Genomic DNA, 15,363 nt, shown 5'->3' on the forward strand with positions numbered 1-15,363 from the left:
ATGGTCTCATTTTAGCATTTTTTATTAAAGGAATATAGGGAGAATCACCTGTTTACTCTGGTCGGTTTCTGTTCTTCTTCTTTCTATATAAGGTAAAGAAAAAAATTCCAAGTAAAACTAAAATAGCTAAAATTGGTATGTTGCCTATGATAAAGATAACTAAATCTGATAAGCCAACTAATAACAAATTAATACTTTTCATAAATTGTTTTTTTGTTTTCTCCCATGTATTTAATTTGTCTTTCTCAATAGATGGAATAACTACTCTTTTTTCGTATAAGTTTATGTTAACCGTAGAAAGGGATGTTTGATTTTCTAAAAACTTCATCTTTCCTTCAATGGCCTCGATTTCTTCCTGAACAACCGCCAAATCAGCTGAAATTTTTAATAAATCTTCTGTTTTTACAGCACTTTTCATGAAAGTTGTTAAACGTTCTTCCACTACCCTTTTTGATTTCAATCTGGACTCAAGATCCACATATTCCTCCGTTACATCCTGTCCGGTTATATTCCTTTGCAAAACTTCAGCAGCTTGGCTCTCAGCATCATGTAAAAAGGCCTGAAAGTTCTTTTGCGGGATTCTTATTTTGATGCTGCCACTCACCTGCTCATTCCCCTCTTTTGACACATTGGACTCCGTTATATAGCCACCATATTTGATAACTTTTTCTTCAAGAGTTTGGACCGTTTTATCAAATTTTTTTACACGCAGCTGAAGTTCTGCTTGATAAATGATCATTTGATTTTGAATTTTTAGTTTTGCCGTTTCAGCTGTTTTTTCTGCCTTTCCTGCTTCACCCACATAAAAGTTAGCTTGCTCTCCACTTCCCGAACTAGCGCTATCCATCGCCACATTATTATCTTGATTTACTTTCTCACTTTTTTCTTCGCTGCTAGCACTGCAGCCAGCAAGCCATGCTAGTACAATAATAAATAAGATAGGTAACCTTCGGTTTATATTTGTCAACATAAGACACCCCTTTTTCTATATTTTAATGGTCGGTATTAATGCATATTTATTAATACCGACGATTAAAAAGAGGCAAGGTTACAGTCTAAAAAAAAAAGCTGCCGATTGGTACACAACGGACAACTTTTTTTCAACAATATTATTCGGTTTTTTCTAACTCATCTAATACACGGTTTACACGTTTTTCGAGCATTTTCATGCCGCTTCCGCCTGCTTGGAAATGGCGAAGCTTACCTTCACGGTCAAAGACATAATAAGCTGGAACATATTGGTTTTCGAATGCTTCTGTTAACTTATGCTCACTGTCTACAAAAATTGGTTGATTAATCCCATGTTCAGCTGCCACTTGTTTAATTTCTTCTAAATTTAGATCGTTTTCAGATCGAGGCATATGAACGGCAACCACATTTAACTTGTCCTTAAAATCATCACGGAATTGGTTAACCTGGGGCATTGCTTCTTTACAAAGATGGCAGCTAATCGACCAAAAGTGGATTAATGTTGGTTTTTCACCGATTAGATCCGCTTTTGTCACTTCACCATTTAACCATTCTACAGCACCGGTTAATTCTGGCATGGGTTCACGTAATTTCATGAGTATTCCTCCTATTAAAAAGACCTAACGCTTTTAAAAGGTTAGGTCTATCTTTTTTCTACTAATTAGACGTTCAATGTAGCTTGTCCAGGCTTCCAGTTCGCCGGGCAAAGACCGCCTGTTTGTAATGCTTGAAGAACACGTAAAGTTTCATCAACATCACGGCCGATATTATTGTGGTTCACAACAGAGTACATTAATTCACCTTCTGGACTGATGATGAATAATCCACGTAGCGCGATACCTTCTTCTTCAATTAGTACACCGTAGTCACGAGCAACAACATGGTTCGTATCTGCTGCTAATGCATAATTTAAATCGCCAAGACCATTTTCTTTACGGTCTGTTTTAATCCAAGCAAGATGAGTATGAATAGTATCTGTTGATGCACCAATTACAACTGCATCTAAATCATCAAATTCTTCATAACGGTCAGATAAGGCTGTGATTTCTGTTGGACAAACAAATGTAAAGTCCATTGGATAGAAGAATAATACAGTCCACTTATCGTTTTTCATATTTTCTTCTAGACTAACTTTACCAAATTCTTTGTTTGGTAATACAGCTTCCATTTCAAAGCGAGGTGCTTGTTTACCTACCATACGTTCAGGCATTCTAAATCCCTCCAAATATTAAATAAAATCAGCTTTATAGCAATTCTCATTTGCTATCCTTTATCACATTACTAATTATAGGACAGAGCTTATTTCAGGTCAATATTATATAATAATTAATTTAATTAAATAATTATTATTAATTATTACCCCATTCCCCTTCATAAGTTTACCCTATTTGCTTAAGAATAATCGACGATATGTAACAATTTCCCTTTTAATTCTCTTACATTTTATCATGAATGCAAATCAGAACCAAATAATACGCCTCTTATCTATTTCCGAGATTCGTGAAATAGGATGTCATAACATTGATGGCAACGCTAATCGCCTCTTCATGTGGATTTAACTTTGCATGGTGTAAACCATAAGGTGATTCGACACCAAGCCAAAACATGAGCCCGGGTATTTCTTGAAGCATATAACCAAAGTCTTCACCTGTCATTGCTTCTTTGCACTCGATGACATTCACATTGGTTTCTTCCTGAATATATTTCATAAACTCTCTTGTAATTGTTTCAGTATTATAAACCTGATGATACATCGAGCCATAATCGATGTTAGCTTTACATTCAAAGCCTGCCTCGATTCCTTTAACAAGTGCTTCAATACGATGTTTAACCTTTTTCATTGATTCAGCAGAAAGCGTTCTAATTGTCCCTTCGAGTCTTGCAGTTTCAGCAATAATATTTTGAACTGTGCCTCCAGTAATTTTCCCGATCGTTATAACCGCACTATCTAAAGGGTCCACATTCCTTGCAACAATCGTTTGCAGTTGATTAACCAATGCACATGCAGCTATCACCATATCATTCGTTTCGTGTGGTCTTGCTGCATGCCCGCCTTTACCCTTAAGGTCAATAAACAATTCAGAGGTATTTGCAAATAATAACCCTTCCTTCACTGCTATTGAACCAACAGGATACTCTGGAGCGATATGTAAGGCAAAAATTAGATCCGGTTTCCATTCTTGCATTTCTTCCGATCTCAACATTGGTTCCGCGCCGCCTGGTCCTTCCTCAGCAGGCTGGAAAACAAATAAAAGGTCATCTTTAATTGGGTTCTCAGTAAAATAAGTCAACACCCCAAGAGCAATACTCATATGGAAATCATGACCACAGGCATGCATCTTGTCAGTATGTGTCGATGAAAACGGTAAACCAGTGTCTTCACTTATAGGCAATCCATCAATATCAGTTCTGTAACCAATTGTTTTTTTAGGATTTAAACCATGAACCTTTACAAACAAGCCCGTCTTCCATTTCTTTATGGTCATTCGATCCTGTGGAAAGGACTCCAGGTAAGATAATATATATGCCTGTGTTTTAAATTCTTGAAATCCTAGTTCTGGGATTTGATGAAGGTCACGGCGGATCTTAATAAACTGATTCATTTATGTTCCTTTCCTCCCCTATAAAAGAAGCGTGGAAAGAATCCACGCTTCCGCTTTTACTATCTAGCTCCAGCGCCTAGGGGCTCGGGGTAATAAGCGTATCCAGCTCCGGCTCCTTGGGACTCGAGTCATAAGCCACCCCCTGAAGAAGGCAAAAAGCGCCTTCTTGCAGGGTGCGTCTTATGCCTTCGTCCCAGGACAGTCGCCTACACATTTAGGTCAATCCGTCCTGAAGGTTAAAAAGCAACCTTCACGCCGGCTCGACTTATGCCTGTCGCCCCTGTGCAAGGCGCTTCCGCTTTTAAAGTTGTCTTAGCTCTTGCATAATTTCTGTTTTCGATTTCGTTTTTTCGTCGATATCTTTTATTTTCCTAGCAGGCATCCCTGCTACAACTGTATAAGGTGCAACATCTTGAGTAACTACAGCACCTGCAGCTACTACAGAGCCTTTTCCAACTGTTACCCCTTCAAGGACAACCGCATTTGCTCCAATCAGAACATCATCTTCAATTACGACTGGCTTAGCGGATGGTGGTTCGATTACACCTGCTAATACGGTGCCTGCTCCAATATGGCAATTCTTCCCAACTGTTGCTCTTCCACCAAGGACAACTCCCATATCTATCATGGATTTTTCTCCAATAACTGCACCAATATTGATAACAGCCCCCATCATAATAACGGCATTATCCCCGATCTCCACTTGATCACGAATCACTACTCCTGGCTCAATTCGTGCATTTATATGCTTTGTATCTAATAATGGGATAGCTGAATTACGACGGTCATTTTCAACCACGTAATCTTCAATATTCCCTTTATTTGCTTCTAATACTTCATCGATTTCAGACCATTCACCAAAAAGAACACCAGTATTTCCATTAATAAAGGTTTTTGTATTATCTCCAAAATCAATACCCTCTAATTCACCTTTTACATATACCTTTACTGGTGTAGATTTTTTACTATTTTGAATAAAAGAAATAATTTCATTTGCATCCATCATTTTCATAAGTAGGCCCCCTATAGTTGTCGTTACTAAAAAATACTTTATCAAACAAAAGCAATGAAAACAAGAAAAACCACCTTATTCTTCTGAAGATTCTGCGATATATTCCTTAATTAATTCGACAAAAGCCTTCACTTGCTTTAACTGAAAGGCAGACTCATAGCCTAAAAGCCACGTATCACGTTTTAAGGGGTGATTATTCTCATCTACAAGCGGTATTTTGAAGATTTCCCTATCAGTTTTAGTTAGTGTTATCGCTGGTAAAATCGCGTAGCCAATCCCATTAAAGGCCATCTGTTTACAGGTCTCAATTTGATCGACAACCACTGTCCGCTTTGGTGATGTCTTAAAGTTTCTCATCCACCAATCTTGTATTTCTTGATAATAATTTGAATCACTTTTAAATTGAATAAATGGTCGGTCCGTATGTAACACTTGTTCAGGACTAGTAATTTCCCTATCAACCAAATAAAGAGGATCATTAAAAAGGTGAACCTTAACCCCTTTCCAATCTGGTGTTCCACGAATAATCCCAACATGAACTTGATCGTCATACAACGATTTTAAAATTTCACTGCTCCATCCGGTAACTAATGAAATTCTGGCTTGAGGATACCTATCTATAAATTTCTTTAACACCTGAGGGAGCCAATTTTGTCCTACTATCGAAGCAACTGCAATTTTTAAAGTTCCAGACACCCCTGATTGGAGAGAATGAATGGTTTCACGTACTTTTTCTTGCTTCGTTAATACATCATTGACAAATTGGATGACATGTTCACCGGCAGGGGTTAGGGCTAATCCTTTTTGCGAACGAATAAATAGCTTTGTTCCCCAATCTTTTTCAATGGTTTGCAATCGTTGAGATAGCGCTGGCTGGGATACAAATAACCGTTCTGACGCCTTTCTCATATTCATTTCCTGAGCAAGGACTGATAATAACTGAAATTCAGACAATGAGGACAACTTGATCCCTCCTTAAAAAAGGCCCTGTAAAAATTACACAGAGCGTTCGTTCTTTTTCGGTATAAAAAAGATTAATAGTAAACTTATAATCGCAACAGCAAGGACAACATAATAAACAAAATGAAGGGAATGGGTTAACCCATTCTGCAAGAAGTTTCGGACTGATTCTGAAAGATTTTCCCGTTCCGTCGATTTTAACAGTTTATTAACATCATCCACTGAGAAAGTATGATCTTTTTGACTGAAATAATGACTCAATCGATTATTAAGAATCCCTCCGAGCAACGCTGCACCGATGGTATTGCCAAGATTCCGCATAAACATATTTGAAGCGGTTGCGATCCCTCTCTGTTCCCAACCAACCGTACTTTGAATCGAGACAATAAAGGCCGTAGATGTTAAGCCCATTCCTCCACCAACGAAAAAAGAACCCGCTGCTGCCCACAAAGGCCCGGAGGACGCTGACATCGTCACGAAGACGATACTGCCGATAATTAACAATAATCCTCCGATAATCGATGTTTTTCGATAACCAATAGTAATCAACAATCGTCCAGCAATTGTTGACGCGATTGGCCAGCCGATTGACATCGTTGTCAAGGTAAATCCAGCAACGATTGGTGTTTGTTCCATCACACCTTGTACAAATGTTGGTAAAAAGCTTGAGATTCCTATTAACATGATTCCAGTTGTAAGTGAGGTCGTGTTAGCAATTAATATAGAACGTTCTTTCCAAATCGTAAATGGCATAATCGGCTCTTTCGCACGGCCTTCATGGAGCACAAATCCAAGTAAAGTTATAACACTTAATGCAAATAAACTTACTGACTGCCAAGAACTCCATGCAAACCGGCTTCCGCCTTCGACAAGGATAAACATTAACGAGGAGATCGTGACCGTGACCAAAACAGCACCAACATAATCTATTTCATGTTGTTTCCTTTTGATGTTTTCATGTAAAAACAACCAGAGACCCACTAAAGAGAGGATACCAAGTGGAACGTTAATCCAAAAAACATAATGCCAACTTACATATTGAACAAGTAAGCCTCCAACTGCTGGTCCGGTTATGGCTGAAATCCCCCAAACACTAGATAAGTATCCCTGAATTTTTGCCCTCTCTTCAGCGCTGTAAATATCACCAATGATGGTGGTTGCTATTGGCGTCACTGCACCAGCACCAAATCCTTGTATTAAGCGAAAAATAATCAGCATGTTCATGGACGTGGCAAACCCACAAAGAATCGATCCGATTAAAAAGAAAATAATTCCGATGGTAAGAATTGGTTTCCTGCCAAATAAATCAGATAATTTTCCGTAAATGAGAACGGTTACAGAATTCATTAACAAGTACGCAGAAAATACCCAGCTATAAAGGGTAAACCCGCCAAGGTCTGCAACAATGGCCGGCATTGCGGTTGAAACAATCGTGGCTTCAATCGCCCCCATAAACATCGCTAACATCACCGCTGCTAATACAAGCGGTTTTTTTGTTTGTTTTTTCTGAGAACCTTCTTTTGATATCTTACCAAAAGCATTGCTCATATTTACACCTCAAACGTTAAAAAAATCAAGCTCCCTTCTCGGGAGCCTAAAAACATCATCTGTCACTGTTTTGCAATTTATTAATCATCTTATTTAATTGATTTAATAATGTACTTCTTGGCAAAATTCCTTCAAAATAGCCATCTTCAGTCTCAACGCATAAAAAAGGTTGAGTAACAAGTAGTTCAAGGCATGTTTTTAAGGATGCTGAAATTTTCACTCGCGGAATTGAACTTTTCATAACCTCTTCAACACGTTTTTTCTCAAGTTGCTCAAACTCAATTCTTTCTAGTCCTAAAATAGAATCCATAATAATTGGCGTACTTATTAACCCGTGAAGTTTGTAATGTGGATCTAACACAGGGATAGCCGTATAACCACTTTTTGTTAAAACTAATAAGGCATGCTCGAGATTATTGCCAATTTGCACGTGTGCAACCCGTTCAGACGGAATCATTAAATCTTTTATCGTTAATTTTAAAAATTCATCATTAGGAAGACTGATCATCACGGTAACTCCTCAAAATTGTTTTTCTACAGTTTCATTCTACCATAGTATTCGGGAGTCTGTGTTAATTTTGGTAACGTTCCGCTCGAAACGTTTTGCATCCTCCGCCATTTTTCATGACATGAAAAAGAAAGGACCCCTAAAGGTCCCTTATTGAATCAAATCAAAAATTTCAATTGTAATCATATCAATGTTATCAAATTGATAACGCTTTGGTTTTTCCTTTTCATTATATATTTCTAATTCAAATGTCTCCGTTTTCGGATGAAATGTTACTTGACACTTTCTATCTCCGTTTACCTCGAAATAGCGTTGTGCTGGTTCACCACTATTTGCTGTTTCCTGAAGATTTTTTAATCTTGATAATATACCTTGAAGCTGTGACATCGGCTTCGTCTCCTTTCCAACCCAAACAAACATCTACAATTATATTTCTCATTTAGCATTTTTCTATCCGAGTGGTTATCTTTCATCATTTTCCAGCCCATAAGAATATGCCAATATTAAAAGAATAAAATAACACTGGCCATTTGTCCAAGTAAAAATAAAAAAATAGGTAATTTTTTATTATTTGAATGAAAATAAGCTAAAACAATTTAAAGCAATTGTTCATTTTGAAATAAGTATTGATAAGCAATATCAATAAACAAATAATCATCGCCATTCATAGGAAACGAAAATGTACGGATGGTTTCCCCAGTTTCTATATCCGAATATAAGTCCGATAAAATTCCTTTTCGTTCATTTCTCATTTTGATAATATTTTCTAAAAAATACGGACGCCAGCTCCAATTCTTTTGAATGTATTCGGATTGAGTTATCCAACCCTCTTTCCCTTTGAAAATATTAGCAGATTTTTGAAATCCATCCTCATCACAAACATACATCCGAAAGGCAATCTGATCTAATTCTTTGATGAGGGCCTGAAACAGGGTTTGATATGTTCCATTTCTGTTTTTCATGACAATTTCTTGGACCTTAGCTTGAAAGGTCTCTGCAGTTGTATAAACAGCCTCTAATTTCTTCTTTTCATAGGAGATAAAGTCATGAAACTTTTCTTTTAAGCGGTCTTTAAGAAAATCACGTTGAATAAATTCAGGTGCAGGTGGAAGTAAATAGTATCCTTGATAATATCGTCCTCCATTCTTCCAGGCAAACTGTAACTGGTAACTCATCTCAATATTTTCAAACAAGAGGGTTGCCCCTATTTTCCTTGCCAAAAGGGACAATGAAAACAAGACATCGTTAAAATTAATGCCAGTAGATGTTGATTTTAAAGCCTGTAAGTTGATTTTCAAAAAATCAGGTTCAAGTTGTCCAATCCGCTCAAAATAATGACTCTCACTATCAATTCTGGCAATCGCTAGTTTAATCCCATAGGTACGATAATATTGAAGTAAATGATCAAATTGGTCTAAATCACCAACATAATTCCGATCTGAAATTTCCAAGACAATTCGATTTAATTTTAAACCCTTTTTTTCAAATGCGAGTAGTTCTTGTAAAAAAGGTTCACCATTGTCGTACATTAATAAATCAGCATGTCGATTCAAAAAGATACTAACATCCTCTTCTAGTGTTAGAGCTTTTTCAAGCGCCATTTTAACTAATAACAGATCCACTTCATATTTATATTCATCAGGTATTTGATCATCCTGAAAAAATGTTCCTAAACTAATAATATTTCCTTCTGATTTATATCTCCCCAAGACCTCATAGGCAATTACACTTTGTTCATCGGCACTAAAAATCGGTTGAAAATAGGGAAATACATTTTCAAGATCCGATAGTATTTCCAATGCATCCATCCAAGTACCTCCAAAATTTTTTCTTAATATACCATACGCATATGTAAGGATTATCGTTCTTTTCCAAAAGGATACCATTATAGCCGCATAGAAACAATCATAACCTATACACAAGTTGTTTAATAAGGAGGATATGTTTTGAAAAAACTTTGCTTTTTAGTCTTAATCCTTCCCATGTTTGGATGTAGTCACTTTGATGCAGATACAAATACAAACACTGAAGAAAAACAGCCTCCTTCCTCGGTAGCAGTTGAAGATACTACACCTAACTCTTCTCCTGTTGTTAATAAAAATACATCATACAACATAAACGAGCTTAATGAGCAAGTGATAAATGTAAAGAAATCAGTTAATAAAAATAAGTCGGTTACTACCACACAAAGGAAAAACAATTCTGCCATGCTTAATGTAGTGTTAATAAAGCAGAATCCAGAACTTAGATACGGTTGCGAGGTAACCAGTCTTGCAATGGTATTAAACTATGCAGGAGTTAAAACAAACAAAATGGACCTTTACCGATCTGTTCGGAAAGATCCCGACCCGTTGATCAAATCGGCTAAAGGAGATATTTTACGTTGGGGAAACCCTGCTGATGGCTTTGTAGGGGATATGACAGGCAGAAGAGCAGGGTATGCTGTATTTGATAAACCAATGATCGCCTTAATCAACCAAAAGCTTCCTAACAGAGCTGTTAATTTAACAAACAAGCCCTTTGAAAAAGTATTAGAGCATGTCTCAGCGGGATATCCTGTGGTGGTTTGGACAACTGGGGATTACCGACTACCAGATCGTTGGGAAGGATGGTACCACGGGAACCAATATATTAAAACTCCCCTTGATTTACATGCCGTCGTCTTAGTTGGATACGACAACAACAACGTCTATCTTAACGATCCACTTTCGGGAAGAAAACAGGTCCGAGTTGGCAAACAACAATTTATATCATCTTGGAAAGCATTAAAATGTCGAGCAGTTAGTTATCATTAGGTAAAGCAGCCAAATTTTTGGCTGCTTTTATGAATGTTTTATTTTTTTTTGAATAAACACATACAAAGGACCTTTCGCTTGCATGTTCATTCTGTTTTAATGAAAATACTGTGTGACTCTTCTTTTAGTAGAAAAGTAAATAAGAAAATAGGCTGGTTGAAAAAATGGCTAAAAAACAGACGAGGAGAATCTTTTTAAAGCGATCATTTGGCTCCATTCTAACTGTTCTGGGTTTAGGTTCGGGGGGCTATCTTTATGCCAATCGAATTGAGCCTTCCTTACTCGATATACAAGAAATTCAAATAAAACATCGATTGATTCCAGACAGCTTTGATGAAATAAAAATGATTCAATTTAGTGATACACACCTTGGTTTTCAATATACGTTACAGCAATTTAATAAATTAGTTGAAAAAATTAATAGTCTTCAGCCGGACATTATTTTATTTACGGGTGATTTAATGGACGAGCCCAACCAATATACGGAAATTAATAAATTGATACCCATTTTAAAGAAATTACATGCCCCGCTAGGGAAATATTGCATTTTCGGAAATCATGACCATGGGGGTTATGGTTCTGACATCTATAGAAATATTATGGAGACCACTAATTTTACTGTCCTTTTGAACCAAGCTGTTCCGGTTATCACTAAAGATGGAAGTATCATTTATTTGCTTGGAATTGATGATGCCATGTTAGGAAATCCAAATCTGCCATTGACATTAAAAAATGTGCCTAAAAATACTTTCACGATATTATTATCTCATGCTCCTGATCTTGCAGGAACAGCGTCACAATATCCGATCCAATGGCAGCTTAGCGGCCATAGCCATGGAGGACAGATAAAAATCCCATTTTTAGGAGCACTTGTAACTCCTCCCTTTGGGCAGCTATACCCAGAGGGTCTTTATTCAGTCGGTGACGTTTCTCCCCTATCACTCTATGTCAATAGAGGAATTGGAACAACCCGTCTCCCCTTTCGCTTTTTGTCAAAACCCGAGTTAACTATCTTTACACTTAAACCTGAAATATAGCAAAAAGCTCCTTCTCAATATTTATGTTGAATGGGAGTTTTTTTCATTTTGGCTAATGCTATAATCATCCTTCAGATAAAAAAAAGTCCTTATATTTTACAATAATGTTTGTACATACTAATATTTATATTTTACAATGAAATTGACTGAAAGAAAGTAATTTATTGAAAATAAGGATTATTCCACTAAATTTTAATATTATTAATCATTTTTGCTTTAGAAATAGGTTACATCCTAAATTGGCTTTTATTCATGAGAATCGATGAATTATTATTATTTTCTTAAAATATAGCGAAAAAGATGTTACTGCTTTATTCCTATTTCTTAATAAAAAAGGTATAATATAGATGTTTTATATAATTGAAAGGAGAACATATTTTGAATCGTGATCAGAAAGGCCCCCTAGTCAATCTAAACCTAACCATCGAAAACCTCGCACAAGCTATCTTTATTGTGAATCGCCATGCCAAAACAGCACCTAACCCCAGATTATTGTACAAATTAAAACAAGAATCACTAAAAAAATTAATCGAAGAAGGCAAAGCAAAAAAAGTGGGTCTCCATTTTTCTGAAAATCCGCGAAATAGTCAACAGCAGTCCGATGTGCTAGTTGAATGTGGAAGATATACATTCCATATTCCTCCAACTAAAACTGATTTTCACGATCTACCTCATTTTGGGAAATTAGATCACGGAGTTAGAAATCCAAAGGCTACACTTTCCCTTAATTCAGCAAAAGCATTACTCCAGTTATATACAGGATTCAAAGATCTTGAACAAACGCAACCAAACCATAAAAAAAGCAAAACGTATCAAAAGCCCGTATTTAAAAAATTAGGCGAAAGATATTCGTGAAGCCAGGATGCCTGGCTTTTTTCTATTAGTCTGTATTAAGAGGCATTGTATATTGTAATCTTGATGATTGGAGCGGAATTTCTAAGCAAGTTTAACACAGCCTTTTATTATGGAAAATTTGTCATATTTCGCAACGACTTCGTGATGATTTTGTGAACAACTTCTCATATATATAGACGCTTAATAATTGGAGATTTACAATACAGTTAAAGATAAATCATTCAAAGAGGTGCTTGACCAATGAGAGGAACAGCGATTCTTTTTCAGGAACAAAAGGTAACATTTATTGAAGATGTTGATCATTCTATTTATGAAGAAATAAAAGAGCAATGTGGTTGCGAACAATGTAATTGCAAACTCGATAATAAAATGGTTAACTTCGGATCAGTGTCACCAGTATTTTGGCATGAAGATGAAGTTGACTGGGACTATGGCTATTAAGAAACGTTAACAATTAATATAAACTCCCACTCCCACAAAAAACGATCTGAATCACAGATCGTTTTTTACTATATATAAAGTAGAAACTTCACCCAAAAATAGTCTATAATTATTTAATACATAAAAATCAATGAATCCTCACTCGGAAGGATGGACAATGTTGGAACACTTAATTAATCAACGTGTAAAAAATATCGAAATTTCGGGAATAAGAAAGTTTTCTAATATGGTAGCCCATGTTGATGACTTAATTTCTTTTACAATTGGGCAGCCTGATTTTCCTACTCCAGAGCATGTAAAAGCTGCTGGAATAACAGCGATTGCAGAAAATTTCACATCCTACACTCATAATGCTGGGACCATAGAATTAAGGGAAGCTGCTTGTCATTTTGTTAACATTAAATATGGCTTGGATTATAAACCTGAGTCAGAGGTAATCGTTACTGCAGGAGCAAGCGAGGCAATTGATATTGCTTTTCGGACTATTTTAACAGAAGGTTCGGAAGTCTTATTACCGGGGCCGATATATCCTGGTTATGAACCAATTATTAAAATGATGGGAGCGATCCCCGTTCACGTCGATATTCGTCAAAATCAGTTCCGCTTCACTTTAGACATGATCAAACCCTTTATTACCGAAAATACACGCTGTATCGTACTCCCATACCCTTCTAATCCGACGGGAGTAAGTCTCACAGAATCTGAACTAAGAGAAATAGCAGATTATCTTAAAAATAAAAATATCTTTATCCTTGCAGATGAAATTTACAGCGAGCTTACCTATGACCAGCCACATAAGTCAATTGCTGCCTTTCTAAAAGAACAAACGATTGTTATAAATGGTTTGTCCAAATCGCATTCGATGACCGGCTGGAGAATTGGCTTTTTATTTGCGCCTGAGTGCATTACTAAACATATCTTAAAGGTCCATCAATATAATATTTCCTGTGCAACATCGGTCGCGCAAAAGGCAGCCCTAGCGGCTGTAACGACAGGCATTGATGATGCACTTGTGATGAAAAGAGAATATCTAAAAAGAAGAGAGTATGTTTTCAAGCGTTTAACCACTATGGGACTTGATGTAATCAAGCCAGATGGTGCTTTTTACTTCTTTATTAAAATCCCTGATGCGGTCGCATTAAACAGTTTTGAATTTGCCCTGAAACTTGTTCAAGAAACTAAAGTAGCCGTTGTTCCAGGCAGTGCTTTTTCAGAATATGGAGAAGGTTATTTCCGGTTATCATTTGCTTGTTCTATGGATTTATTAGAGCTGGGCCTAAACCGGTTGGAACAATTTTTAAACAACTTTAAATAAAAAAAACTTAAGGGCCCTCACATTGATTGTGAGGGCCTTAGTCTTAGGGGATTACTGTCCTTTATATTTCCCATTGTTTTTTGGAGCCTTTTCTTTTTTGGCCTTTTCTTTATGTGCTTGATTTGCAGCAGCTGAACCGAATTCAGCAGCGAATTCTTCGTTTGAAACTGCAGAATCAAACCCCTGTTTGTTTTTTTGTTCAGCATCGTTCTTTTTTGTCCGTTTAGCCATTAACCATTCCTCCTATATAAAGGTTTCTCTTTTAGTTTCAAGAAGATAGGAAGAATTTATTCATTAGAGTTAGCTCTGCCAATATTTATAAAGCGCTTGTGTCCCGCTATTTTCTTCGCCCATTTCGGCTAATTGATCATATAAAGATTTTGCTAAAGAGAGCCCAGGTACCTCCATCCCCATTCGGTCTCCTTCATCTATCGCAATTTTCATATCTTTAATAAAATGTTTTATGTAAAAACCAGGTTCAAAATTTCCTGCTAACATTCTCGGAGCAAGATTACTTAGCGACCAGCTTCCAGCAGCTCCCGTTGTAATACTTTTCAGGACATTTTCAGGATCCAGACCCGCTTTTTCAGCATAAATAATAGCTTCACAAACACCAATCATGTTTGACGCAATCGCAATTTGGTTGCACATTTTTGTATGCTGGCCTGCCCCTGGTTTACCTTGATAAACTACATTTGTGCCTAAAAGCTCTAATAGTGGCTTAACCTCTTCAAATGCATCCGTTTCACCACCAACCATAATCGAGAGCTTTGCTTCTTTTGCTCCCACATCTCCACCTGATACCGGTGCATCAATGACCTGGATTCCCTTTTTATTAGCTTCTTCATAAATTCTAATTGCCAGTGACGGCGCTGAGGTTGTCATATCGATTAGATAACTACCTGATGTTCCATTATGAATTAAACCATTTTCTCCGAAGTAGATTTCCTCCACATCAGTGGGATAACCAACCATTGTGAAAGTGACAGATGCCTTTTCAGCTACCTCTTTTGGTGTCGCTACCCATTCGGCACCATGATTCAATAAATCTTGTGCTTTTTCCTTTGTCCTTGAATAAACGACTAAAGAATAGCCAGCATTTATTATATGCCCTGCCATACTTTTTCCCATAACCCCCGTGCCAATAAAACCAATTACTGTATTTTCTGGTGTAAGCAAAATAATCTTTCCTCTCATGTTTATTTTCTTCTATATTTTAGCATTATTGATAAAAAAGTTCGCATAAAAAAACCGGAACGTCCCAGTCGCTCCGGTTTTTGTGCTCCATCTCCAATATTATGCACAATTTTATTTTGCCCT

At 36.8% G+C, this 15,363-nt stretch carries 17 protein-coding genes; 5 read left to right on the plus strand and 12 right to left on the minus strand.

Going from position 1 to position 15,363, the window contains the following annotated elements; genetic code table 11:
* Nucleotides 1–52: 52 nt before the first annotated feature.
* The 10 genes from KW850_RS01315 to KW850_RS01360 form a co-directional block, all read right to left on the minus strand.
* A complete protein-coding gene (locus KW850_RS01315) occupies nt 53–967 on the minus strand; it encodes a DUF4349 domain-containing protein (RefSeq protein ID WP_256358009.1) in 915 nt (304 codons plus the stop codon).
* A gap of 142 nt (nt 968–1,109) precedes the next feature.
* Complete coding sequence (locus KW850_RS01320; RefSeq protein ID WP_218345777.1) at nt 1,110–1,565, minus strand: TlpA family protein disulfide reductase; 456 nt, start codon at nt 1,563–1,565, stop codon at nt 1,110–1,112.
* A 65-nt stretch (nt 1,566–1,630) separates the two neighbouring features.
* Nucleotides 1,631–2,179 carry a peroxiredoxin gene (locus tag KW850_RS01325; RefSeq protein WP_218345778.1) on the minus strand — a complete coding sequence of 183 codons (549 nt, stop codon included), beginning with the start codon at nt 2,177–2,179 and terminating at the stop codon, nt 1,631–1,633.
* A 271-nt stretch (nt 2,180–2,450) separates the two neighbouring features.
* Nucleotides 2,451–3,572, minus strand: a complete 1,122-nt coding sequence (locus tag KW850_RS01330; protein ID WP_218345779.1) for an N-acetyldiaminopimelate deacetylase — start codon at nt 3,570–3,572, stop codon at nt 2,451–2,453.
* A gap of 301 nt (nt 3,573–3,873) precedes the next feature.
* Nucleotides 3,874–4,584, minus strand: coding sequence for a 2,3,4,5-tetrahydropyridine-2,6-dicarboxylate N-acetyltransferase (dapD, locus tag KW850_RS01335; protein ID WP_218345780.1), 711 nt, complete (start codon nt 4,582–4,584; stop codon nt 3,874–3,876).
* A gap of 75 nt (nt 4,585–4,659) precedes the next feature.
* Nucleotides 4,660–5,547 (minus strand): transcriptional regulator CcpC, encoded by an 888-nt coding sequence (locus tag KW850_RS01340; protein WP_218345781.1) that lies wholly within the window; start codon nt 5,545–5,547, stop codon nt 4,660–4,662.
* Nucleotides 5,548–5,580: 33 nt separating this feature from the next.
* Nucleotides 5,581–7,092, minus strand: a complete 1,512-nt coding sequence (locus tag KW850_RS01345; protein ID WP_218345782.1) for an MDR family MFS transporter — start codon at nt 7,090–7,092, stop codon at nt 5,581–5,583.
* 55 nt (nt 7,093–7,147) lie between these two features.
* Nucleotides 7,148–7,600: a cyclic-di-AMP-binding protein CbpB gene (cbpB, locus tag KW850_RS01350; RefSeq protein WP_218345783.1), complete on the minus strand. Its 453-nt coding sequence runs from the start codon at nt 7,598–7,600 to the stop codon at nt 7,148–7,150.
* Between the two features lie 150 nt (nt 7,601–7,750).
* Nucleotides 7,751–7,987: a YkuJ family protein gene (locus KW850_RS01355; RefSeq protein ID WP_218345784.1), complete on the minus strand. Its 237-nt coding sequence runs from the start codon at nt 7,985–7,987 to the stop codon at nt 7,751–7,753.
* Nucleotides 7,988–8,196: 209 nt separating this feature from the next.
* A complete protein-coding gene (locus KW850_RS01360; RefSeq protein WP_218345785.1) occupies nt 8,197–9,408 on the minus strand; it encodes an EAL domain-containing protein in 1,212 nt (403 codons plus the stop codon).
* 138 nt (nt 9,409–9,546) lie between these two features.
* On the opposite strand from KW850_RS01360, the gene KW850_RS01365 reads away from it, so the two are divergent.
* From KW850_RS01365 to KW850_RS01385, 5 genes are all read left to right on the plus strand, one after another.
* Entirely contained in the window at nt 9,547–10,395 is an 849-nt protein-coding gene (locus KW850_RS01365) for a C39 family peptidase (RefSeq protein WP_256358010.1), read from the plus strand.
* 164 nt (nt 10,396–10,559) lie between these two features.
* Nucleotides 10,560–11,432 (plus strand): metallophosphoesterase, encoded by an 873-nt coding sequence (locus KW850_RS01370; RefSeq protein ID WP_218345786.1) that lies wholly within the window; start codon nt 10,560–10,562, stop codon nt 11,430–11,432.
* Between the two features lie 378 nt (nt 11,433–11,810).
* Nucleotides 11,811–12,287 carry a YkyB family protein gene (locus KW850_RS01375; protein ID WP_218345787.1) on the plus strand — a complete coding sequence of 159 codons (477 nt, stop codon included), beginning with the start codon at nt 11,811–11,813 and terminating at the stop codon, nt 12,285–12,287.
* Between the two features lie 240 nt (nt 12,288–12,527).
* On the plus strand, nt 12,528–12,728 hold the full coding sequence (locus KW850_RS01380) for a hypothetical protein (RefSeq protein ID WP_218345788.1): 201 nt from the start codon (nt 12,528–12,530) through the stop codon (nt 12,726–12,728).
* Between the two features lie 160 nt (nt 12,729–12,888).
* Nucleotides 12,889–14,043 (plus strand): aminotransferase A, encoded by a 1,155-nt coding sequence (locus KW850_RS01385; protein WP_218345929.1) that lies wholly within the window; start codon nt 12,889–12,891, stop codon nt 14,041–14,043.
* 51 nt (nt 14,044–14,094) lie between these two features.
* On the opposite strand, the gene KW850_RS01390 is transcribed toward KW850_RS01385, so the two are convergent.
* On the minus strand, nt 14,095–14,274 hold the full coding sequence (locus tag KW850_RS01390) for a hypothetical protein (RefSeq protein WP_218345789.1): 180 nt from the start codon (nt 14,272–14,274) through the stop codon (nt 14,095–14,097).
* A gap of 69 nt (nt 14,275–14,343) precedes the next feature.
* Nucleotides 14,344–15,240 (minus strand): NAD(P)-dependent oxidoreductase, encoded by an 897-nt coding sequence (locus KW850_RS01395; protein ID WP_374226263.1) that lies wholly within the window; start codon nt 15,238–15,240, stop codon nt 14,344–14,346.
* Between the last annotated feature and the right edge of the window lie 123 nt (nt 15,241–15,363).

Source organism: Bacillus sp. sid0103 (assembly GCF_019219025.1).